This window comes from Gardnerella massiliensis, from assembly GCF_003408845.1.
GTDB lineage: Bacteria > Actinomycetota > Actinomycetes > Actinomycetales > Bifidobacteriaceae > Bifidobacterium > Bifidobacterium vaginale_H.
This window is the reverse complement of record NZ_LRTV01000001.1, coordinates 378,650-400,150: the sequence shown is the minus strand read 5'-3', so window position 1 is coordinate 400,150 and position 21,501 is coordinate 378,650. Positions and strand designations below refer to the sequence as shown.

General features: G+C 45.4%; 17 protein-coding genes and 1 pseudogene. 16 read left to right on the top strand and 2 right to left on the bottom strand.

The window, feature by feature from the left end; genetic code table 11:
• Positions 1 to 147: 147 nt before the first annotated feature.
• From AXE77_RS01570 to era, 10 genes and pseudogenes are all read left to right on the top strand, one after another.
• Entirely contained in the window at positions 148 to 1,620 is a 1,473-nt protein-coding gene (locus AXE77_RS01570; RefSeq protein ID WP_116711812.1) for a leucine-rich repeat domain-containing protein, read from the top strand.
• A 384-nt stretch (positions 1,621 to 2,004) separates the two neighbouring features.
• A pseudogene (locus tag AXE77_RS01565) lies at positions 2,005 to 3,243 on the top strand (Na+/H+ antiporter NhaA); the annotation flags it as partial.
• 112 nt (positions 3,244 to 3,355) lie between these two features.
• Entirely contained in the window at positions 3,356 to 4,159 is an 804-nt protein-coding gene (locus AXE77_RS01560) for an LOG family protein (protein WP_116711810.1), read from the top strand.
• A 254-nt stretch (positions 4,160 to 4,413) separates the two neighbouring features.
• On the top strand, positions 4,414 to 5,466 hold the full coding sequence (locus tag AXE77_RS01555) for a succinate dehydrogenase/fumarate reductase iron-sulfur subunit (RefSeq protein ID WP_116711809.1): 1,053 nt from the start codon (positions 4,414 to 4,416) through the stop codon (positions 5,464 to 5,466).
• Positions 5,467 to 5,735: 269 nt separating this feature from the next.
• Positions 5,736 to 6,533, top strand: coding sequence for a 16S rRNA (uracil(1498)-N(3))-methyltransferase (locus AXE77_RS01545; protein ID WP_116711807.1), 798 nt, complete (start codon positions 5,736 to 5,738; stop codon positions 6,531 to 6,533).
• A gap of 113 nt (positions 6,534 to 6,646) precedes the next feature.
• Positions 6,647 to 7,021: a histidine triad nucleotide-binding protein gene (locus tag AXE77_RS01540; RefSeq protein ID WP_116711806.1), complete on the top strand. Its 375-nt coding sequence runs from the start codon at positions 6,647 to 6,649 to the stop codon at positions 7,019 to 7,021.
• Entirely contained in the window at positions 7,022 to 8,209 is a 1,188-nt protein-coding gene (locus AXE77_RS01535; RefSeq protein WP_116711805.1) for a PhoH family protein, read from the top strand. It begins immediately after the preceding gene.
• A gap of 40 nt (positions 8,210 to 8,249) precedes the next feature.
• The gene (gene ybeY / locus AXE77_RS01530) at positions 8,250 to 8,807 is read left to right on the top strand and encodes an rRNA maturation RNase YbeY (protein ID WP_116711804.1); all 558 of its coding nucleotides are present in this window, start codon (positions 8,250 to 8,252) and stop codon (positions 8,805 to 8,807) included.
• Positions 8,804 to 10,315 (top strand): hemolysin family protein, encoded by a 1,512-nt coding sequence (locus tag AXE77_RS01525; RefSeq protein ID WP_116711803.1) that lies wholly within the window; start codon positions 8,804 to 8,806, stop codon positions 10,313 to 10,315. Before ybeY ends, AXE77_RS01525 begins: the two co-directional genes overlap by 4 nt.
• Positions 10,316 to 10,375: 60 nt before the next feature.
• Positions 10,376 to 11,437 carry a GTPase Era gene (era, locus tag AXE77_RS01520; RefSeq protein WP_116711802.1) on the top strand — a complete coding sequence of 354 codons (1,062 nt, stop codon included), beginning with the start codon at positions 10,376 to 10,378 and terminating at the stop codon, positions 11,435 to 11,437.
• A gap of 212 nt (positions 11,438 to 11,649) precedes the next feature.
• Here the strand turns inward: era and AXE77_RS01515 are convergent, their stop codons facing one another.
• Positions 11,650 to 13,701: an AMP-dependent synthetase/ligase gene (locus AXE77_RS01515; RefSeq protein WP_116711801.1), complete on the bottom strand. Its 2,052-nt coding sequence runs from the start codon at positions 13,699 to 13,701 to the stop codon at positions 11,650 to 11,652.
• A gap of 335 nt (positions 13,702 to 14,036) precedes the next feature.
• On the opposite strand from AXE77_RS01515, the gene AXE77_RS01510 reads away from it, so the two are divergent.
• The 3 genes from AXE77_RS01510 to AXE77_RS01500 all read left to right on the top strand — a co-directional run bounded on the left by AXE77_RS01510 (position 14,037) and on the right by AXE77_RS01500 (position 16,913).
• Positions 14,037 to 14,645 carry a 50S ribosomal protein L25/general stress protein Ctc gene (locus tag AXE77_RS01510; protein ID WP_116711800.1) on the top strand — a complete coding sequence of 203 codons (609 nt, stop codon included), beginning with the start codon at positions 14,037 to 14,039 and terminating at the stop codon, positions 14,643 to 14,645.
• A 249-nt stretch (positions 14,646 to 14,894) separates the two neighbouring features.
• Positions 14,895 to 16,064 (top strand): branched-chain amino acid aminotransferase, encoded by a 1,170-nt coding sequence (locus AXE77_RS01505; RefSeq protein WP_116711799.1) that lies wholly within the window; start codon positions 14,895 to 14,897, stop codon positions 16,062 to 16,064.
• Positions 16,065 to 16,199: 135 nt separating this feature from the next.
• Positions 16,200 to 16,913 (top strand): trimeric intracellular cation channel family protein, encoded by a 714-nt coding sequence (locus AXE77_RS01500; protein WP_116711798.1) that lies wholly within the window; start codon positions 16,200 to 16,202, stop codon positions 16,911 to 16,913.
• 98 nt (positions 16,914 to 17,011) lie between these two features.
• Here the strand turns inward: AXE77_RS01500 and rpsT are convergent, their stop codons facing one another.
• On the bottom strand, positions 17,012 to 17,272 hold the full coding sequence (gene rpsT, locus AXE77_RS01495) for a 30S ribosomal protein S20 (RefSeq protein WP_116711797.1): 261 nt from the start codon (positions 17,270 to 17,272) through the stop codon (positions 17,012 to 17,014).
• Positions 17,273 to 17,653: 381 nt separating this feature from the next.
• Between rpsT and lepA the strand changes: the two genes are divergently transcribed.
• Genes lepA through AXE77_RS01475 form a run of 3 tightly spaced genes read left to right on the top strand, consistent with a single transcriptional unit; the run spans position 17,654 to position 21,354 of the window.
• Complete coding sequence (lepA, locus tag AXE77_RS01485; protein ID WP_116711795.1) at positions 17,654 to 19,534, top strand: translation elongation factor 4; 1,881 nt, start codon at positions 17,654 to 17,656, stop codon at positions 19,532 to 19,534.
• Between the two features lie 53 nt (positions 19,535 to 19,587).
• A complete protein-coding gene (gene hemW / locus AXE77_RS01480; RefSeq protein WP_116712046.1) occupies positions 19,588 to 20,853 on the top strand; it encodes a radical SAM family heme chaperone HemW in 1,266 nt (421 codons plus the stop codon).
• Between the two features lie 45 nt (positions 20,854 to 20,898).
• Positions 20,899 to 21,354, top strand: coding sequence for a tripartite tricarboxylate transporter TctB family protein (locus tag AXE77_RS01475; RefSeq protein ID WP_116711794.1), 456 nt, complete (start codon positions 20,899 to 20,901; stop codon positions 21,352 to 21,354).
• The last annotated feature ends 147 nt before the right edge of the window (positions 21,355 to 21,501 follow it).

Below are 21,501 nucleotides of genomic sequence, written 5' to 3'. Positions count from 1 at the left end.
GCGTGTTGTTCCTGTTTATCCTGTAATCTATACCCGTAGGGCCTATGCTTATAGATAGCTGCTTTGACGGATAAAAATGGAATAATCTGTAAGCGCTGCGCTCTGCGAAGTAACAATAATATTTTGGGAATTAAAAAGAAGGTGTATATGATGAATAAGAAGTTTATAGCGACCTTAACAGCTACCGCTACGCTGCTTGGCGGATTTACATTACTAGCAATGCCAACTACCGCTTATGCGGAGCAAACTGAGGTTGCTGAAACTACTGAAAATCCTAATACGCCTATTCAATTTACTAACAAAGCATTAGAAAAAGCAATACTTAAGCATCTGAATCAATATGTCAAATCTGGGGAAAAAATTACTGAAATCAACCCTGCCAAGGCGTCAACAATTGACGATTTGGGTTTATATAATAATGCAGAAGAGGGTATTGATATAACTGATATCAGCGAGCTTAAGTATTTTACCAATCTTCGCATTCTTAAGCTTGGTAACACTAACGTATCTGACATATCTGTTTTAAGCAAGCTGACGAATCTAACGAATTTGCACTTGGATTTCACGAAAGTTTCTGACGTTAATGCATTGAAAAACTTAACAAACTTGAAAGTATTAGATCTTATCAGCACGAAAGTTTCTGACGTTTCTCCACTTGCTGGTTTGACCAACTTAGAACGTTTGCACCTTGATAATAATCCAGGCATTTCTGATGTTTCTTCTCTTTCTAACTTGAGTAATCTTGTGGCACTAGGTCTTGGTGGTACAAAAGTCACTGACGCTTCCGCTTTGTTGAAAAACAATACTAACTTGGAATGGGTGAGTGTAAATTATTCGAAAGAATCTGCTGAGGCGTTAAAAGGCTTAAATAAACTAGGCAAACTTGATATCGCCGGTAATATAAGCGAAGAAGATAAGAAAGCTTTGCAGAAGGTTTTGCCTAATAATGCGAAATTAAAAGTCGATGAAAATTCAGGCAAGGCAAGTGAATCTGCTTCTGAAGCTCCTAATCCTGCTGCTCCTAATCCTGCTCTCGATAATGTAGAGGGAGAAAATAAGCCTAATGATGTGCAGCCTGCGCCAGCAGTGCCTCCAGCTTCTAATCCTGCGGATTCTGCTCCAGTCGCTCCAGCAGCTCCTTCGGCTCCTGTAGTGCCAGCAAATTCCGGGAAACCAGCAAATTCCGAGAAACCAGCAGATTCTGAAAAGCCGGTAGAGGATAATAACGCTAAGGCAGGTGGCGACGCTGAGAAGCCAGCTGTTGCTGATAAGCCAGCAGCAGAGAAGCCAGCAGCAGATAAGGCTGAGGCGGATGTTGAGAATGAAGCCGAAGTTGCCGCTGAAGCTGAAGTTGCCGCTGAAGCTGAAAAGAATAAGCCAGAAGATGATGCAAATCTCGATGAATTTAATTTCGATGATTTCAACATAGATGATATTGAATTTGATGATTTTAATATCGAAGATTGGCTGAATTCGAACGTAGAAAATGTTCAGGCAAGTGAGACGGTTGGAACCGATAACATCAATGATTTCGATTTCAACATGGATGATTTCGATTTCAACTTCGATGACTTTGATTTTGAAGGTTTAGATTTGGACGATGCAAATCTCGGTGTGTGAGTTTTGGCTTGTGAGTTGCGCTTGTGAGTTGCGGCTTGTATGTTCTAACAGGTAAAAGTTAGCTGGCAAATTTCAGCAGGCTTACTCTGTTATAAAGCCGGGTTCACATCTAAACGCACATCTAAACTCGCAGCTAAACTTGCAGCTAGTTTTGCAGCTAGTTTCGCAGCTAGATTTACGTCAGGCGGTAGAGCGTCCTACTCTGCCGCCTTTTATTATTCTTCGCGCACCATTAAGTGCACAATGAATGGCTGATGCCATTGCCTGTAAATAGATCCGTTATATATGGTTGAGGCCCCCTGGGTATACTGGGGAGAGGCAACACGTTGAGCAGATTATGGGTTACATTGCCCGTAATAATGCAGTTGGGAGTTTTTTACAATTATGATAAGACGCAGTTGGAGAATAGCTCGCAATATTGCCAATAACGAGCGTATTTCTGGTTTGATTATGCTTGGTTTTGCTCTTACTGGCTTATTGCTTGCCAATATTCCCGTAACTGCGCCCGTTTTTGAAGCTATCTCGCATACTCAGATTGGTATTCCGTGGACAAATATACACATGTCGCTTGGTCATTGGGTTCAAGATGGTGTGCTTACCATATTCTTCCTTTCGGTTGGATTGGATTTAAAGCATGAGCTTATTGCCGGTTCTCTTTCCGATCCTCGTGCTGCAGCCATGCCTATGATTTGCGCAGTTGGAGGCATGATCGTTCCACCGTTACTTTTTGTGGCAACAGTAACCATATTTTCTGAACTTCATGCTGGCCAGGAGATTATGCGTCTTACTTCAGGCGCATTGCCTACGTTAGATATGGTTCGTGGCGGTTGGGCTATTCCAACAGCAACGGATATTGCTTTTTCTCTAGCTGTTCTTGCGTTATTTGCTAAAACGTTGCCTTCTGCGTTGCGAGCATTTTTAATGACTCTCGCCACTGTTGACGATCTCCTTGGCATAGCGCTTATCGCAGTATTCTTCTCCTCTCTCAATGCCTGGTATTGGTTTGCTGGGGTAGTGGTATGTGGTTTAATTTGGACTACTTTAGTGCGGTTAAAGCGTGTGCCATGGCCTCTGGTAGCGATAGTTGGCATTATGGCTTGGGTAATGATGTATGAGGCTGGCGTGCATCCGACGTTGGCCGGTGTAATGGTAGGGTTGCTTACTCCTGCTCATTTAGTGCATGGTGAAAAGTCGCTTCGAGCTGAACGTTATCGTGAAAAAATTCAGCCAGTATCTGCATTAGTTGCTTTGCCAATTTTTGCGTTGTTTGCTACTGGTGTTCATTTCGAGACGCTTACGTGGGAGCTGTTCCTTTCGCCAATTTTGATTGCTATTACTATTGCTTTGGTAGTGGGTAAGCCGCTTGGCATTATGTTAACTGCTTGGTTTGCTCGAAAGTGCATCGGTTTGCGCGTGCCGTCCGGTTTGCGAGTTCGTGATTTGCTACCTACTGCATGTGCTTGTGGTATTGGTTTTACGGTTTCGCTTCTTATTGCTTCTCTTTCGTACTCTGATGCGGATTTGTCTGCTGAGGCTCGTTTTGGTGTGCTTGTTGCGTCGATTGTGGCAGCTGGCGTCGCAGGTTTCCTGCTTGCTCGCCAATCTAAGCATATGGAAGAAGAATTGGACGACGTAGACGATTAATTAAGCGTTTATTTTGGTAAGTTGTGTAATATTATACAACGAGATTGTTAAGCATAACGTTACGTATAACGATAGTTATAAGGAGTAAAGTATGGACGACAAGTGCCAGGACTACTCTGCCGAAGTTCCTCCGTGGCATAAAACCTATCATTGCGGATCGGTAGTTATGAGAGGATCCATGATTCCTAAGGAAAGTACTACAGAAACATTACTTCGTAACAATAATAGTCAGCAGATTGCTTCGGGTGTTGGCGTGGAAGTAGATAAAAATTGGGATTGGCGCAGTGCCGACCCATGGCGTGCGCTGCGGATTCAGGCTGAATTTGTTGACGGTTTTGATGCGTTATCACAGCTTGGTAAGGCGGTAACTATTTTTGGTTCTGCACGCATACGAGAAAATGAGCCAGAATATGCTGCCGCACGCACTATGGGAGCGGAACTTGTAAAACTCGGTTTTGCTGTGATTACCGGCGGTGGTCCAGGAATCATGGAGGCTGCGAATCGTGGCGCTGCTGAGGCTGGTGGCACCTCAGTTGGTCTCGGCATTGAACTTCCACACGAACAAGGTTTGAACCAGTGGATTAATTTAGGAATGCAATTCCGTTACTTTTTCGTTCGTAAAACAATGTTTATGAAATATTCTTCAGGAATTATTGTGTGCCCTGGCGGTTTTGGCACTATGGACGAAATGTTTGAGGCTCTTACTTTGGTGCAAACGCATAAAGTTGCGAAAGTGCCGGTAGTATTGTTTGGAACTCAATATTGGAAAGGGCTTATTGACTGGCTTCAATCCACGGTAACGGATCGTGGATTGATTTCCTCCTTTGACCCGCATCTTTTCGCTATTACGGACGACCCTCTGGAAGCAGTGCGCATTGCGTCTGGTACTAATTAAGTTGTTAGCCGAGCCGCATTTTAAGCGAAAGTGACATTTTCTTTACAGTTGTGTATAAAAAATAACGAAATTGCGCTAAATTTCGACTATTCCTTTACAGTCGTGTATAAAAAATAACGAAATTGCGCTGGGAAACGACATTTTCTTTACAGTTACGTATAGGGAATAACGAAATCTCTAAATTGCAAGACGCAATCGGTTCAGTCCTGTGCAAGTATTGTGGCAAACTAGAACAGTACGTACTGGAGGTTGCAATGAGTAATGAGCTTGGTGATAACACTGCGCTTGTTACTTTGCGTATTTCGCGCTTTGTGCCGTGTGAAGAAACGCAAAATCCTGAAGATGAAGACGCTACTAAACTCGTGCGAAAACGTCACGAAAGTCCATTTGCTCGAAAAAAGCGTAGCAATCCTTTTGCAAAAGTAGATTCTGCACAAAAAGAAGATAGCGCTGCTGAATCTTCCGTTCCTTCTATGAAACGTATTCAAGGCAAGCATTGGGTTCAAGATTACAGTTTACGCGTTCGTTCCACGGATACTATTCTTAGCTGCTTGCTAACTATTAAGCGCACAATCGACCCGACTTTGGCTTTTCGCTACTCTTGTGGCCACGGAGTTTGCGGATCGGATGCTGCAAATGTAAACGGCATGCCAACTTTACTTTGCAGCGCAACAATAGGCGCGAACGCTCGTCCAGAAATCATAAATAACGTGCAATCTCGCGGATTTAGAAAAACCGGAACTGCAAGTAGTGGCGAAAGCTCAGCAAAATCGCCAATTCTACAAAAAGAATCTACGCAGACTGTAGCTCAAAAAAATGGAAGTTTCGGTATTATTGAGCTTGCTCCTCTTGCGGGATTTGCAGTTCAGCGCGATCTTATTTGCGACCTTTCGCCTATGGTTTCGCAAATAAAACGTTTAGAGCCTTACTTACAAGCAGCGGACGTTTCTGTGCGAAATGCCGAAGGAAAACTTAAGCTTATTGAGTTTTTGCAGCATCCTGAAGAGTTACAAAAGTTTGAGCTTTTAAGTAACTGCATTATGTGCGGTGCGTGCGAAGGAATATGCCCAATTTACGCCGGTGGCGAGGCTTTTATTGGACCTGCTGCTTTGATTAACGCTGCTCGTTTTATTTACGATTCCAGGGATAGTGAAACTGAGCATCGTCTTGATTTAGTAGATAGTAGCGACGGTATCAGTGCGTGTCAGTCGGTTCGTGCGTGCTCAAGGCAGTGCCCGCGCGGAATTGACGTCGGAGAAGAAATTTGGCAGCTTACAACACTCGTGAACGAGCGCAAAAACTTGTAGCTTGATTATTGTTTTTACCACATTTGCCGGTAATTTCTCTTGCGTTTGGAGTGTTTGGTGTGGCGTATCGCTCCAAACGTGCGCGACTTTCCCCGCGTTTGGAGGGTTTGGGGTTGTGTGGCGCTCCAAACGTGCGCGATTGTTCTCGCGTTTGGAGGGTTTGGGGTTGTGTGTCGCTCCAAACGTGCGCGATTGTTCTCGCGTTTGTTGTCGCTTTGTTGTTGCGCGCTCATATAAAACTTGGCGCATCCTCACGTTAGGCTTGAACTATGACCGACGCTTTATTTTTGTTAGACACTGACCATGATGATGCTCCAGTTTTAGCTGACGGTATTGAAGAAGGGTGGACTCTTACTCTTCCTTCCAATGTGAAACGTCACGCCCTATCCGCTATGCGTCTGACAAATGGTGATGCTTTGCAGCTTGCTGACGGCAAGGGTCTTCGTATTCACGCCACAGTTACCGATGCTGACAATGGCCTGGTGCATGTGGATGCGTTTAGTAGGGAAGCAAAACAAACTACAAGGCTTGCTTTGGTTCAAGCGTTAGCAAAAACAGGGCATGATGAGCAGGCTATTGACATGGCAACACAAATTGGGGTTGATGAAATAATCCCGTGGTGTGCGGATCGCTCGATTGCAAAGTGGAAGCCAGGGCGTAGCGATAAACGCTGGAAACAAGTTTTGCAGGCGGCAACTGAACAGTCTCGTCGCGCATGGATGCCGGAACTTCAAGACTGCGTTTCGAGTAAACAAATTGTGGCAATATGCCGCAGAGCTTGCGTGCACGGCAATCTTGTAATTGTGTTGCATCAAGATGCAACTGACTGCTGGAGTCAAATTGAGAGTGCTGTAAATACTCTTACTGAGCGTTGCTTGGACGATGGGAAAGAACGAACTATATACGTGCTCGTTGGTCCTGAAGGTGGTATTAGCGATAATGAAGTATCCATGTTTGTTGAAGCAGGTGCGCACAGTTGCGTGTTAGGAAATAATATTTTACGTGCGTCAACCGCAGGGCCAGTGGCACTTTCGCTACTTTCTCGCACGTTAGGGCGCTACGAATAGTGCAAAAATCATAAATAAAAATGCCTTAAGTTTGTGTAAAATAGTGTGTAGTGTGCAGAATTACGCAAGTATTAAGCACGTATTTGTGATTTGAATAATAGCAAGGGGAGACCATGAGCAATAATTCATGCAATACCGCATATCATACTGAACCAGACTGCATTTTTTGCAAGATTATTGCGGGAGAAATTCCAAGCAGCCGCGTTTACGAAGACGAAACTGTTGTAGCGTTTAAGGATATCAATCCGCAAGCAAAGGTTCATGTGCTTATCGTCCCTCGCAACCACTACAAGAACGTTGCTGAGCTTGCAAAAGAGGCGCCTGAGACTTTGGCTCATATTGCACAAATCGCTCAGCATATTGCGGACGATGCTTTTAATGGTGATTACCGACTTGTGTTCAACACTGGTCTTGATGCTGGTCAAACGGTGTTTCACGTGCACGCTCACGTGTTAACTGGTGAAAAATTGGTAGAAGGTAGCTTGTAAATCGTGGCAAGTACTACTCGTTGTGTGCAAATCCCAAGCGAATTAAGCTCAGTCGCGGTATTGGGGGCGGCTGATTTGGGGCTAAGGGAAGTCGAACACGCTTTTCCCGAGGCGGATATTACCGTTCGAGGTAACTGTGTGCAAATAGTGGCTCGTTCTGCAAGAGCTGACGAAGACGCTGCAAAGGCCGAGTATGCGCTTCGTCGCATGATTGATGCTGCGTACGAACAGCCTATGGATGCGCATGAGGTCAGGCGTATGCTTGAACGCGATATATTGCACAACAATGAGCATAATGTGCGAGTAGACCGCATAGGACATGGTGGCGGAGTATTGGCTAACAGTCTGAGTGGCACGTATAGTATGAGCAGTACTGGCTCAAGTTCAGAGAGTGAATTTTCGCGAAACGAAAGTGATTTACTACCTTCTAGTGAGGAAGCGCACCGTCGCGCAATGAGCAGAAGAGCGCGTGCAAGCAAAGGAGTTATTACTTTTGCTGGTGGCAATCCGGTACGAGCAAAAACAGCTGGTCAAACGGCCTATGTGCAGGCTATGGATTCACATATTGTAACTTTCGGAATTGGTCCTGCTGGTACGGGAAAAACGTATTTGGCTGTTGCTAAAGCAGTGCGAGCTTTGGAAGATGGGCGAGTGCGTAGGATTGTACTTACACGTCCTGCCGTAGAAGCTGGAGAAAATCTTGGCTTCCTGCCTGGTACTTTGAACGATAAAGTCGACCCTTATTTGCGTCCGTTATACGATGCGTTGTCCGACATGCTTGGAGCTACGCAACTTAAACGTTATTTAGATGAAAACGTGGTAGAAGTTGCTCCGCTTGCCTATATGCGTGGCCGCACGCTAAACGACGCTTTCGTCATATTAGATGAGGCCCAAAACGCTACCGTTCAGCAGTTAAAAATGTTTCTCACGCGCCTTGGTTTTAATACCACCATGGTGATTACGGGAGATAGTACACAAGTTGATTTGGCGGTACCGCGTTCCGGTTTAGTCTCAATTGAGCGGATTTTGGGCGATGTGCGAGATATTGCGTTTGTTCATTTACAGGCACAAGATGTGGTTCGGCATGCGTTAGTTGGTCGCATTGTGGAAGCTTATGAACAATATGATGCGATGCTTGCGCGAAACGCTAAAGAGCACAAACGACAAACGCAACAAACGCAAGCTTAGAATGTATCAGAACATTCTGCGAGAGGAATAATGAATAATCATGAGCATTGAAGTCATGAACGAAACGGTATGGAATATCGATGCCAAAATTTTCTCCGATCTTGGCATGTGGGTGTTGCAACAAATGAAAGTGAGCACACACTCAGATTTATCCATTACTTTCGTCGATCCAGAGCCAATTGCTTGCCTCCACGAACGTTGGATGAACTTAGAAGGCCCAACCGATGTTATGAGTTTCCCTATGGATGAGCTGACGCCAGGAAGTGACGACAAAGTTTCTGAAGGTATGCTCGGTGATTTAGTAATTTGCCCGTGGGTTGCTCAGCAGCAGGCGCTCGCGGCGGGTCACAGCACTATGGAAGAAATGTTGCTGTTAACTATTCACGGCATACTACATTTGCTAGGATACGATCACACCACTGCTGATGAGGAACGTCAAATGTTTGGTTTGCAACGACAGTTGCTGCTCACTTTCTTTGCCGCGCGTTCGGGCGAATTATTCGATGCAACGCTTCCTGAAGGTGCTATAAACGAACTGGGACGTTACGACGCTGAGCATGATTCGAATAATAAGAATAATAAGAGCAATAAGTCATGAACGATATTATAAAAATGTTAGCAAGTATGTCGTTTCCAGATTGGCCTGTACACGTGTGGTTTGGCTTAGCAGCGCTCGTGATATTGGCAATATTGTTGGTATGGTTGTCTCTTGCCATGGCTGCTGCAGAAGGTGCAATTCCTCGGGTGACTCGTGCAAGTCTCAATAATCTTATGATTGAGGCTCAGACGCGCGACGACGAGGGAAGCGCAATAGTTCGTATGCGTCGCATTTCTCGAATCCACAGAGTGAAAAAGTTGATTGCAGACAGATACGCAACGTCTGGAGCATGCGCTTTTGTGCGCGTATTGTGTAATGTTCTTGACGGTGTGTTGGTTGCGGTGCTGGCGCACTGCTTTGATTCACCTTTGTGGCTTACGCTTGTTATTGGCGTTGTTGTATCAATTGTTGTTGCGGTGATTTCTGTTCTTGTTCGTCCGCGGTCGGCAGGTGCAGCACAGCCAGTTGCTAAGTTGATGCGATTATCTCGTATTGTTTCGTTTGCCGTAATACTTACTCCTTTCGCGCATCTTGCTTCGGATGTTGATGTGACTTCGAGAAAGAAGCATGTCGATCTTTCTGACGATGAAGCTTTGGAAGATATTCAGCTCGACCAAGCGAAGGCGAGTATTGACAGGCTTGTGGAAGCGAACGACTTTGATCCGGAAGTTTCGGAAATGATGCGCAATGTGCTCACGCTTTCAGACACTTTAACCCGCGAAATTATGGTTCCTAGAACCGATATGATTTGCGTAAAAAGTGACGAAACGCTGGAAAATTTCCTGAAATTATGCTCTCGTTCCGGATTTTCTCGCGTGCCGGTTATTGGCGATTCCGTTGACGATTTAGTTGGTGTTGCGTATTTGAAGGATGCTGTGCGCGCTACCGTATTTAATCCTGCGGCTTCAGTTCGAGCGGTTTCCACTATTAGTCGTGATCCTATGCTTGTACCGGAATCGAAGCCAGTCGATGATTTATTCCATGAAATGCAGCGAATCCGTCAGCATGTTGCTGTAGTTGTTGACGAATACGGTGGTATTGCAGGTTTGGTGACGATTGAGGATGCTATTGAGCAGATTGTGGGTGAGTTGGAAGATGAGCACGATCGCACACAGCATGCGGATCCGGAAGAAGTAAGCGAGGGTGTGTGGCGTATGCCTGCTCGCACTCCTATTGCAGAATTGGAAGATATTTTTGAAGTTCACATAGACGAAGACGATGTGGACACGGTATTTGGTTTGCTCACCAAGTTGCTTGGTAACGTGCCGATTGTTGGTTCTAGTGCGGTTACGCGTGGGCTGAAACTAATAGCTGTGGACTCGGCTGGCAGGCGTAAGAAAGTTTCTACTATTTTGGTTGAACGCGATGTTAAGGGTTTGGAAGAGCCTCAAGATGAGCAAACTGAAAGTAGTAGTTCGGAGAAACTTTCGGAAAAAGTGCTTGAAAGTAAACAAACTAACGCGCTTAAGCAAGCAAGTACTATGAAACAAACGAATTTACTTAAGTAAGTAATTTTAAATAAATAATCTAAAATAAGTAATATAAAATAAATAACTGGACGGTAAAACGTGAATAATATAGAAAATGCGAACAATACTGACAATACGAACGATTTGGATGACTTTGAAGACGAGACATTTGCCAATCTCGATTCCTCAACGCGCGTAACGTTTGAAACTCCAGATTTTCACGGGTATCGTTCCGGTTTCGTGGCTGTAGTAGGTAGGCCAAACGTTGGTAAGTCAACGTTGATGAATGCACTTATTGGTACTCAGATTGCTATTGCGTCTTCGCGTCCAGAAACTACTCGCAAGGCAATTCGTGGAATCGTTACTACAGAAAATGCGCAAATGGTGTTGGTTGATACGCCTGGAATTCACCGACCGCGAACTCTGCTTGGTCAGCGTTTGAACGATATTGTTGACGAGTCACTTTCGGACGTTGACGTAGTTGCGTTTTTGCTTCCTGCAGATCAGGAAATTGGTCCTGGAGATCGACGTATTTTAAGTAGATTACGTTCCGATTTTGCGAAAAAAGATGACCAGGGCAACTGGTCTTGGAAAGTTCCGCTTATTGGTATTGTGACGAAAATTGATACGCTTGGTCGTGACGAGTTGGTTCATCATTTGCTTGAAATTCAGCAGTTTGCTGATTTTACGGATATCGTGCCGGTGAGCGCACTCGAGCGAGATAATGTAGACGAAGTTAAAAAGGTTTTGATTGATAATCTTCCCGAAGGTCCGCAAATGTATCCCGAAGACCAGCTGAGCGAGGAAAGCCCTTCAGATATGATTGCGGAGCTAATTCGCGGCGCATTTTTGGAAGAGTTGGATGACGAGCTGCCACATTCCTTGGCAGTAGTTGTTGACGATATCGTGTACCCGGGTGAAAATGAGGAAACGCAGTACGACGACAATAAAGCGCATGTACTGGTATCAGTATATGTGGAGCGCGATTCTCAAAAACCAATTATTATAGGCCACAAAGCTGAACATTTGGTGCGCGTGAAGAAACGCCTGCGCACTGCGATAAACCGTATTACGGGTTCTAAAGCTGTGCTGGAGCTGCATGTGAAAGTCGCTAAAGGTTGGCAGAGTGACCCTAAGAAGCTAGAGCGGCTTGGTTTCTAAAGTTTTGTTTTAGCTTTATTTTAGATTGATTCTAACTTTATTTTTATATCCATATTGAATACAAAAAAGTGGCGCAACAGTAAAAACTACTATTACGCCACTTTTGTATTCTAATAATGGTCTTAAATAATATCATTATTAGAAATAACTAAAAGTTAGTTCAACTAAAGTTTAGTTCAACTAAAGTTTAGTTCAACTAAAGTTTAGTTCAACTATTTTTTACGAGTTGTGTACATTTGCGTATTCAGAAGCGTCGCGTAACGCTTAATAACTCGCGGTCGAATAATTTTCATAGACGCTGTCATTAAGCCATTTTCTTGAGTAAACTCTTCTGGCAAAATAATGAATTTTCGCACAGATTCAGCGCGAGACACGCCCTCATTAGCAATATCAACAAACTTTTGTACTTCGGCGCGCACTACCGCGTTACTAGCAGCTTCTTCCATGCTCATATTTGCGTCTAATCCCTTTACTTTAAACCAGTTACGTAAGGTTTCTTCGTCTAAAGTAATAAGTGCGGAAATAAACGGACGCTTATCTCCAAGCACAAGCGCTTGAGACACTATTTCGCAACGCTTAATAATCTCCTCAATAGGACCAGGCGCAACATTCTTTCCGCCAGCTGTAATAATCAAATCTTTCTTACGACCGGTAATATAAAGCATGCCTTCGTCGTCAATTCGGCCTAAATCGCCAGTAGCATACCATCCATCTTCCGTGAACGAAGTTTCTGTTGCTTCATCATTCTTATGATATTTTTTAAATACGCAATTACCTTTAATTTGCACTTCGCCGTCGTCTGCAATTCGCAATGTAAAAGCTGGGAATGCAATACCAACAGAACCTTCGCGGAAAGGAACTCCAATAGGAGTGAATGCGCATGGGGCAGTGGTTTCTGTAAGACCGTAGCCTTCATAAACCGGTACGCCTGCGCCGCGGAAGAATGCAAGAAGTTCTGGATCAAGCGGAGCTCCGCCCGCAACAATCCAACGTGCGCGGCCGCCCAAAGCTTGGCGAAGAGGACGGTAGACAAGAGGATCGTAAGCTGTGCGACGAGCTTTTGTAAGCGCTTTTGCGTCGCCAAAATCTTGAACTTCTTTCATGTACTGCTGTGCTGTAACCACAGCGCCTTGGAATGCTAAGCCTTTAGCGCCATGTCCTGCTTTTTGTGAAGCAGCATTATAAACTTTTTCAAGCACGCGAGGAACCACGATCATAACCGTAGGTTTTGCAATTTGCAAATCGGAAATCAATGTAGAAATGCCTTGAGCAATGTAAATTCGCAAATTACTTGCAACAACAATGTAGTTGATTGCGCGAGCAAAAGAGTGTGCTTGAGGAAGGAACAAAAGCACGGAACCATCTTTTTCACTAAGCAAATCTGGCAAATAAATTGGAAGATTTAATGCTGTAGTGCAATAGTGTTCGTGCGTCATTTCCACGCCTTTTGGTGCGGCAGTAGATCCGGAAGTGTACACAATAGAGCACAAATCGGTTTTCTTTACAGAATCGATTCGAGCGTCCAAGTCGTCGTCGCTCACTGAGTATCCGAATGCTTGAAGTTCAGCCAAGCCGCCGGTTTCGATGCAAATAATTCGTTCCAAGCTTGGGCATTCTTCAATAGCACCTTCTGCTTTGTCTCGCATGTCGGTAGTGCCAACAATAAGGAATCTGGAATCGGAATTATTAACAATATTTCGAATTTGCTCTGCTGAATCAGTGTCGTAAATAGTAGCAAGCACACCGCCGCAAGCCATAACCGCAGCGTCTGCAACATCCCATTCGTAGGATGTTTTGCACATAAGTGCTACGGAATCTCCCTTATTTAAGCCGTAGTGCATTAAGCCTTTTGCTGTATCTCGCACTTCTTTAAGGAACTGGTTTGCGGTTTTCGTTACCCACTCATTATTCTCTTTGTAAGTGTAAAGAGGATCGTCGCCCATTCTTGCTGCGCGATCTGCATACAAGTCGTAAATGCTTGTGCCTTCGTCTAAAGGTGCGCCGCTTTCTGTTTTAGTAGTAAGTAAACCGGTTTCCGGATCAATAAACGTGGTTGTTGGCATTTGAGCGCCCCACTCATCTACGCGTGGAAGATGCGGCTTTTGCGAAAGTAGAGTATTTGATGCTGAATCTTGCTCTTCGTTTATAAAATCTATTTCGTTTGTGCGGTCATCGCTGACTGGGTGTGCGAAATTGCTTCCAATGCGTAATGCTTTACGAGCAATATTGAAGGCTTGCTGCTGGAGTACATTAAATACGGACACATCTGCTCCTTCGTCGTGTCGAAAACGGCTCTATTGCAACGCATAGGTGATTTATGCGTTACGTGCTGTTATCTATGATAATCGTTCACGCGCCCCAAGTCACCGTTGTGTTTATTTTTTACCAATATTGCAACAAATATTAGGAGTGTGTAATTACGCGCACATTACAAGTCGAAGCTTGTAGTTAAACTAGAAAAGTTGCTTTGGCGAGGGAACGTACCGCTGGTAATAGTTGGTAAAGTTCCGTTATCGACTGGGCTGATGGCCACTTATGGTTGTTCGGCGCGTCGGTGCGCCTGAAGCTGGATATAAAACCAGACCATAAGGAGACCGATATGGCTACAAAGATTACTCTCGAAGGCGAATTGCGTACTGAATTTGGTAAGGGTGTTGCCCGCCGTTTGCGCGTTGCTCAGTTAATTCCAGCAAGCCTTTACGCTGGTGGTGCTGAGCCAGTACACGTTACCCTTCCAATGCGTGAGACCACGTTGGCTTTGCGTCACGCCAACGCTTTGTTCACTATCAAGTTCGGTAACGAAACTCGTATCGCCGTTGTTAAGGATGTGCAGCGCAACCCTGTGAAGCGTATCGTAGAGCACATTGATTTCTACGAAGTTAAGGCTGGCGAAAAGATTGACGTCGAAGTGCCAGTGTTCGTTGAAGGTACTCCAAAGGGCGCTGCTGTGGCCTTTGTTGACGTTCAGGAACTTAAGGTTCGTGCTGACGTTGCCAATTTGCCAGAGCGTTTGGTGGTTAATGTTGACGGCTTGACTGACGGCACTAAGGTGTTCGCTAAGGATGTGAAGCTTCCTGAGGGTGCTGAACTCGATATGGATGGCGAAGAGTCTGTTGTGAGCGTTACCGTTCCTGAGGATGCTGCTGCTCCTGCCGATGCTGATGCTGCTGCCCCTGCTGCTGCAGCTCCTGCTGCTGAAGAAAAGTAAGCAAAACGCGCGTAATTAATATTTATTAAAAATATTTTTTAATAGCTCTGAAAACCGCATAGTCGTAGTGATTATGCGGTTTTTCTGCTATAAGTCTCGACTGTATAAGCGATAAAATTTTTTCTTATTAAAGATTTTTTTGAAATAATTTCGTTTTTTTGTTTTGCTAAATACGATAAACGTATTATTCTATACGATTAATTGCGGTAAAAGGCAATCGTAAATAATACACTTAAGAAAAGAGACATAATGGCTGATTTAGAAGTAGCTCCAGATTTTGCGAACGCTTATGAATCGTACGATCATAGTGATCCGGCTCTGTTGAATAAATTAGCTGGCAACTTTGAAGTGCTGCCGAATGATAATCCAGTTTCGGATGCCAAGCGTAACGAACTTATTGATAAGCCTGCTTTTGGTCAGATTTTCTCCGACAATATGGTTCACATGTCTTGGACTAAGGGCGAAGGCTGGTCGGATCGTCGTGTAGAGCCTTACGGCCCGCTGAAGATGGATCCAGGCGCATCCGTTTTGCATTATGCGCAGGAATGCTTCGAAGGTTTGAAGGCATACAAGCGCGCCGACGGTTCAGTTTGGCTGTTCCGTCCAGATATTAACGCTGCACGTTTCCAGAATTCTGCTAAGCGTTTGTATTTGCCAGATCTCTCTATTGACGACTTTATTGGTTCTGTAGCTGCGTTGGTTAAGCGCGACAAAGAGTGGGTGCCAAGCCGCCGCGAGTACACTCTTTACATGCGCCCGTTCATGTTTGCTTCCGAGCCATTCCTTGGTGTGCGTGAAGCTCACGAAGTTGAATATTGTGTGATTGCTTCTCCATCTGGCCCATACTTCAAGGGTGGTTTGAAGCCTGTTAGCATTTGGGTTGAAGATCAGTGGTTCCGCACCGGCCCTGGTGGTACTGGTTTCGCTAAGTGCGGCGGTAATTACGCTGCTTCCTTGCTCGGTGAGTACAAGGGTATTGAGCATGGTTGCGAGCAGGTGTGCTTCGTGGATGCTGCGACTAAGACTTATTTGGAAGAGCTTGGCGGCATGAACATGTTCGCACTTCACAAGGATGGTCATTTGGAAACTCCATCTCTTACCGGTAGCATTCTTCCGGGCGTTACGCGCCGTTCTTTGATTCAGCTTGCTAAAGAAGCTGGTCATGATGTTGTTGAAACTATGATTCCGCTTCAGGGATTGCTCGACGACATTCGTTCTGGCGAGGTTACGGAAGTCTTCGCTTGCGGTACTGCTGCAATTATCACGCCAATTGGTCGCTTTAAGTCCGACGACTTCGATCTTAAGGTTTCTGATGGTGGCGTTGGTGAATTGACTCAGGCTTTGCGCGACGAACTTCTCGGCATTCAGCTTGGTGATGTTGAAGACAAGCACAACTGGATGTGGAAGGTTTGCGACTAGTTAATTACACTAGTTAATTACACGTTGCTTATGGCGCGTCGTACTCTATGTATGTAGATATCGTATAGAGGGTGCGGCGCGTTATATTTTGCAACTTGCGCGCTTGAGTTATGTGAATACTTGAAGGGATATTCTGTGGAAGGCGCATTAGGGGATAACATCTTCTTTCTAATAGTTGAATACGTTGCTGTTGGCTGTTGCGGAATGGTTGGCGGCTTGTGGGCCATTCGTAAAAAGTACGATGTTTTTGCCATTATTACCACTTCTTGGATTACTGCGTTGGGTGGCGGAATTGTGCGCGATGTTTTACTTGGAGCGCTACCGCCAGTTGGAATTGCAGATCGTGGTTTTGTGATTGCTGGTTTACTTTCCGGCATAATTGTTGCAGTTGCACATCCGGAGATTGATAAGTGGCGTTGGTTTATGCTTACGATTGACGCGCTCGCGTTGGGATTATTTGCGGTGAACGGCACTGCAAAAGGTTTAGATTTTCATATGTCTGGCACGACTTCAGTATTTTTGGGAATGGCAACTGCGTTGGGAGGCGGTTTGATTCGCGACATGATTTTGAACCAGGTGCCAGTTATTGTGCGAGATAAGCACTGGTATGCACTTCCGGCAGCAATTGGTTGTGTTCTTACGGTTTTTGTAGTTAAAGCAAAGCATGCTGGCTGCTTTGGCGTAACTGTTGAGATTCTTCTGGAAGTGCTTATTGTTGTTTTAGTAGTGGCAATGCGCTTGCTATCTGTAAAATTTGACTTGACTTTATTTGGAGCAATGAATCGCACGGAGCCGATTAAGATGCGTCGCCCACACATTCACCATTTAAATAATCGCAAGCGTCGCTAAATGCTGAAGACTGCTATTAGCTAAAAAATAATCCCCAGTGCCAATTGGTACTGGGGATTTTCCTTACATGCTGTGTTATGCAGTTACCTGCACAAACTTCACAGAGCGTTAATCGCTACAGCGAGACCGGACTTGCGGTTTGCAGCCTGATTCTTGTGAATCACGCCACGGCCTGCAGCCTTGTCAAGCTTCTTAGCGGCTACTGCGAAAGCGGCCTCAGCTGCAGCCTTATCACCAGCGGTGATGGCTTCGCGAGTAGCACGAATAGCGGTCTTCAAAGCAGACTTTACTGCTACGTTACGCTTATGTGCTTTCTCGTTGGTGAGAACGCGCTTCTTCTGCGACTTAATGTTTGCCACTGTTACTCCAAACGACGTTTGCTATATAAGGACATACAAAGAGTAAGCATATCATGATTCTCGGATAACTTTACTAGTTGCTGGTGTTTTTCTCCGGGGTTTGCGCGACGACCTGCTTTCGCGCTTAAAGCGTAGCGCGCGAAGGCAATTCGGAGCGGGAACTCGCTTAAGTTGGAAGTCCGGGGGACTTCCAACGCGAGTTTCGTAGCGAGCGCGTCGCAATCCGCGCGAGCGTTTTGGACGTTTTTTGAAACATTTGCCGGAGATTTTCCTCCGGCGTTTGTTTTAGTAGAATAGGGTAGTAGAGTTGGTAGGATTGATTACTTGCGTAGCTTACGCAATTTAATACTATCCGCGTATTTAAATAAGGAGATATTTGCCTTGATTACACCGCATAACCAGCCAGGATTTACGGATCAATCGCTGATACGCAATTTCTGCATTATTGCGCACATCGATCACGGCAAGTCTACGGTAGCGGATCGTATTCTACAACTTTCTGGAATCGTGCCAGAACGCGAGATGCGCGACCGCTTCCTTGACCGCATGGATATTGAGCAAGAGCGCGGAATTACCATCAAATCGCAGGCCGTGCGCGTGCCGTGGACCTTCGAAGGCACCGAGTATTCGCTCGGCATGATTGATACTCCTGGTCACGTCGACTTTACTTACGAGGTTTCGCGTGCGCTGGCGGCATGCGAGGGTGCGGTTTTACTAGTTGATGCGACGCAGGGTATTGAAGCGCAGACGCTTTCTAATCTTTATATGGCAATCGACCATAATTTAACGATTATTCCTGTGCTTAATAAGATTGATTTGCCAAGTGCTGAGCCAGATAAGCATGCTGAAGAAATAGCAGGTTTGATTGGTTGCAAGCCGGAGGATGTATTGCGCGTTTCCGGCAAAACCGGCGAAGGTGTTAAAGACTTGCTCGACCAAATTGTGCTTGAAGTCCCAGCTCCAACCGGAGAGCCTAACGCTCCTGCTCGCGCGCTTATTTTCGACTCAGTATACGATTCGTATCGCGGAATCGTCACCTATATTCGTATGGTTGATGGCGAACTTAAGTCTCGCGAAAAATTGCACATGATGGGAATCGGCATGACGCACGATCCTATCGAAATCGGCGTTATTAGCCCAGACATGACCCCTACTAAAGCGCTTGGTGCTGGCGAAGTTGGCTACGTAATTACGGGAGCTAAAGACGTAAGTCAATCTAAAGTTGGCGACACGATTACTTCTGCTGCGAACCCTGCATCTGAGCCTTTGGAAGGCTACCGCGACCCAAAGCCTATGGTGTATGCGGGCTTGTTCCCAATAGACAACGCCCAATTCCCGGAGCTTCGAGACGCACTTGACAAGCTCAAACTTAACGATGCCGCTTTGCTTTACGAGCCGGAAACGTCGGTTGCGTTGGGATTCGGATTCCGTTGCGGATTCTTAGGTCTTCTTCACATGGAGATTGTTTCCGAGCGTTTAAGCCGCGAATTTGGCCTGGATCTTATCTCAACTGCTCCAAACGTAACTTATGACGTTACTAGCGAAGATGGCAGCCAGCATCATGTGACAAATCCTAGCGAGTTTCCAGAAGGCAAAATCAAGCGCATTATTGAGCCAATGGTTGCGGCCGATATTATTACTCCGAAAGAGTTTATTGGTGCCGTAATGGATTTGTGCCAGGAGCATCGCGGCGAAATGGGCACCATGGAATACATCAGTGCCGACCGCGTGGAAATGCACTACAGAATTCCACTTGCAGAAATCGTTTTTGATTTCTTCGATCAGCTTAAAAGTCGCACAAAAGGTTACGCTTCTCTCGACTACCATGAGGACGGTGAGCAGTCTGCTGACCTTGTGAAGGTTGATATTCTTATTCAGGGAGATAAGGTCGACGCCTTTAGTGCAATTGTGCACCGCGATAAGGCTTACTCTTACGGCGTTATGATGACGAAAAAACTTCGCGGACTTATTCCTCGTCAACAGTTTGAAATTCCAATTCAAGCTGCAATTGGTTCTCGAATTATTGCTCGCGAAACCATTAGTGCACTTCGAAAAGACGTTCTCGCAAAATGCTACGGCGGCGATATCACTCGTAAACGTAAGCTTCTTGAAAAACAGAAGGCTGGTAAGAAGCGTATGAAGATGCTTGGGCATGTGGAAGTTCCTCAAGAGGCCTTCGTTGCGGCTTTGGCTACGGATGAGGGTGCAAACGATCGCGATACTAAAGATAAGATTCGCGCTGCACAAAAGTCTGAAGGCTGAGGCGCATATTGAATTCTGAATCGAACGAATTAAGTGAAGATTCGTATTCAAACATGCCTTTTGAAGTCTACGTGCACGTGCCGTTTTGCTTGCGTCGCTGCGGATATTGCGATTTTAATACGTACACGGCGCGCGACTTAGGTGAAGGCGCAAGTCGCGAAGGCTATGCGGATGTTGCTATTCGAGAAATGCAGCTTGTGAAACAGTGGCAGGAATTTCACAGGATTTGCGAGCCTGAAGCGCAATCTGTTTTCTTCGGCGGAGGAACTCCAACTGTTCTTAAAGCGTGCGATTTAGTGCGAATGTTGCAAGAAATACGCAACTTATGGGGGTTGCAGCCTGGAGCCGAAATTACTACGGAAGCAAATCCGGACACTGCTGACGAAGCGTATATTGCGGAACTTGCTGCAGGCGGATTTACGCGTATATCTTTCGGAATGCAGTCGGCTGTGCCACATGTGCTAAAAACCTTGGACCGCACTCATACGCCAGAAAATGTAACGCGCGGAATAAAAGCGGCAAACGCTTGCGGTTTGCGCTCTAGTGTTGACTTAATTTATGGTGCTCCTGGCGAAAGTTTGGACGATTGGCAAAAGTCAGTAGACATGGCTTTGAACCTGGGTGTAAATCATATTTCTGCGTATGCTCTAACCGTTGAACCGCGCACCAAAATGGGACGCCAGATTGCTTCCGGCACAATTCAAGCCCCTGATGATGACGATGAAGCCGCAAAATATGAGATAGCAGACGAACTTTTTAGTGCTGCCGGCTTACAATGGTACGAAATTTCTAATTGGGCGAGGCCTGGATTTGAGTCTCAGCACAATCTTGGCTACTGGCGAAATATTGATTGGGCTGGAATTGGCCCGGGAGCGCACTCTCATTACAATGCTGTAAGTCGGCTCACTAAGCAAGGTATGGATGCTGACGCTTCTTCAGCGGAAGTCAGCAACTTTTACAATCTTCGCGCGTGGGATATTTTGCATCCAAAACGTTGGGCACAGGCAATACACGCTGGAAATGTGCCGTGGCAAAACTACGAGTGTATTAATAAAGAAGATGCGCTTGTTGAAGAAGTAATGCTTGGGTTGCGTATTAAAGAAGGACTTGATATTGCGCAATTGTGTTGCAAAATGCGAGAAAATCATGCTCAATTTGACGATGCTGATTTGAGGCGTGTGCTACAGGAAGCTAAGGAAGAATCACTTATTTCGCTTAAGTGTGGGCGGGCAGTAGCTACGCGTAAAGGCAGATTACTTAATGATTTACTTATAGAAAGAATTGTTGACTCTTGTCAAAATGGGTTAGACTTGCGCTAAAATGTTGCGTATTGTGTGAAAAATTCAGTGCAGAAAGGAACGGCCATGGCGAATCGAAAAGAACGTCGTGCGAAGGAAAAGCAGCGTCGCAGGGGGATTCCTTCTCAATATGATGAAACAAAAGGCCGCGCGCGAGGCGGCATGATTGACGAATATGCGTTACAAGAGCGTTCACTTAGGCTGAAGGAGCGTGGTGCAGGCCCTTGGAAGCCAACGTCTAATGTTACTGCCGAAGCGGAGCAGCTTGAGCGTAATATACATCGTGCTGAAGCTGGGGATGACACTTGGAATGCGGTCCGCAAGGTTATTGGCGTATGCTCTTGGGCTGTGCTTTTACTTTCGGCGCTCGCATTTTTGATTATTATGTGGTTCCCAAGTCAGCCAATGGTGCTGGTTATTACTATTGCTGTACTGTTTGCTTTGGGTGTGTTTGGATTGTTCTTTGCAATGGGTAATGCGAAGCGTAATCCGCACCTTGACGAGCACGGTACTGCGATTTAGTAGCGATTTAGTAGTGTTTTAGTAGTGTTTTCGTAGTGCTTTAGTAATAGTAAAGCACTACGCTATTTTTGCATATGCTCTACCTTTATTTGGGGTAGTGTGCTGTGCTTTGTTCGCTAATTAGCATTGCGTTGTTTGCGTGTTGTT

What these genes read in the sequence shown, in the direction of transcription:
- AXE77_RS01570 (WP_116711812.1), top strand. Translation starts at nt 148, where the DNA reads ATGATGAATAAGAAGTTTATAGCGACCTTAACAGCTACCGCTACGCTG.
- AXE77_RS01560 (WP_116711810.1), top strand. Translation starts at nt 3,356, where the DNA reads ATGGACGACAAGTGCCAGGACTACTCTGCCGAAGTTCCTCCGTGGCAT.
- AXE77_RS01555 (WP_116711809.1), top strand. Translation starts at nt 4,414, where the DNA reads ATGAGTAATGAGCTTGGTGATAACACTGCGCTTGTTACTTTGCGTATT.
- AXE77_RS01545 (WP_116711807.1), top strand. Translation starts at nt 5,736, where the DNA reads ATGACCGACGCTTTATTTTTGTTAGACACTGACCATGATGATGCTCCA.
- AXE77_RS01540 (WP_116711806.1), top strand. Translation starts at nt 6,647, where the DNA reads ATGAGCAATAATTCATGCAATACCGCATATCATACTGAACCAGACTGC.
- ybeY (WP_116711804.1), top strand. Translation starts at nt 8,250, where the DNA reads ATGAGCATTGAAGTCATGAACGAAACGGTATGGAATATCGATGCCAAA.
- AXE77_RS01525 (WP_116711803.1), top strand. Translation starts at nt 8,804, where the DNA reads ATGAACGATATTATAAAAATGTTAGCAAGTATGTCGTTTCCAGATTGG.
- AXE77_RS01510 (WP_116711800.1), top strand. Translation starts at nt 14,037, where the DNA reads ATGGCTACAAAGATTACTCTCGAAGGCGAATTGCGTACTGAATTTGGT.
- AXE77_RS01505 (WP_116711799.1), top strand. Translation starts at nt 14,895, where the DNA reads ATGGCTGATTTAGAAGTAGCTCCAGATTTTGCGAACGCTTATGAATCG.
- hemW (WP_116712046.1), top strand. Translation starts at nt 19,588, where the DNA reads ATGCCTTTTGAAGTCTACGTGCACGTGCCGTTTTGCTTGCGTCGCTGC.
- AXE77_RS01475 (WP_116711794.1), top strand. Translation starts at nt 20,899, where the DNA reads ATGGCGAATCGAAAAGAACGTCGTGCGAAGGAAAAGCAGCGTCGCAGG.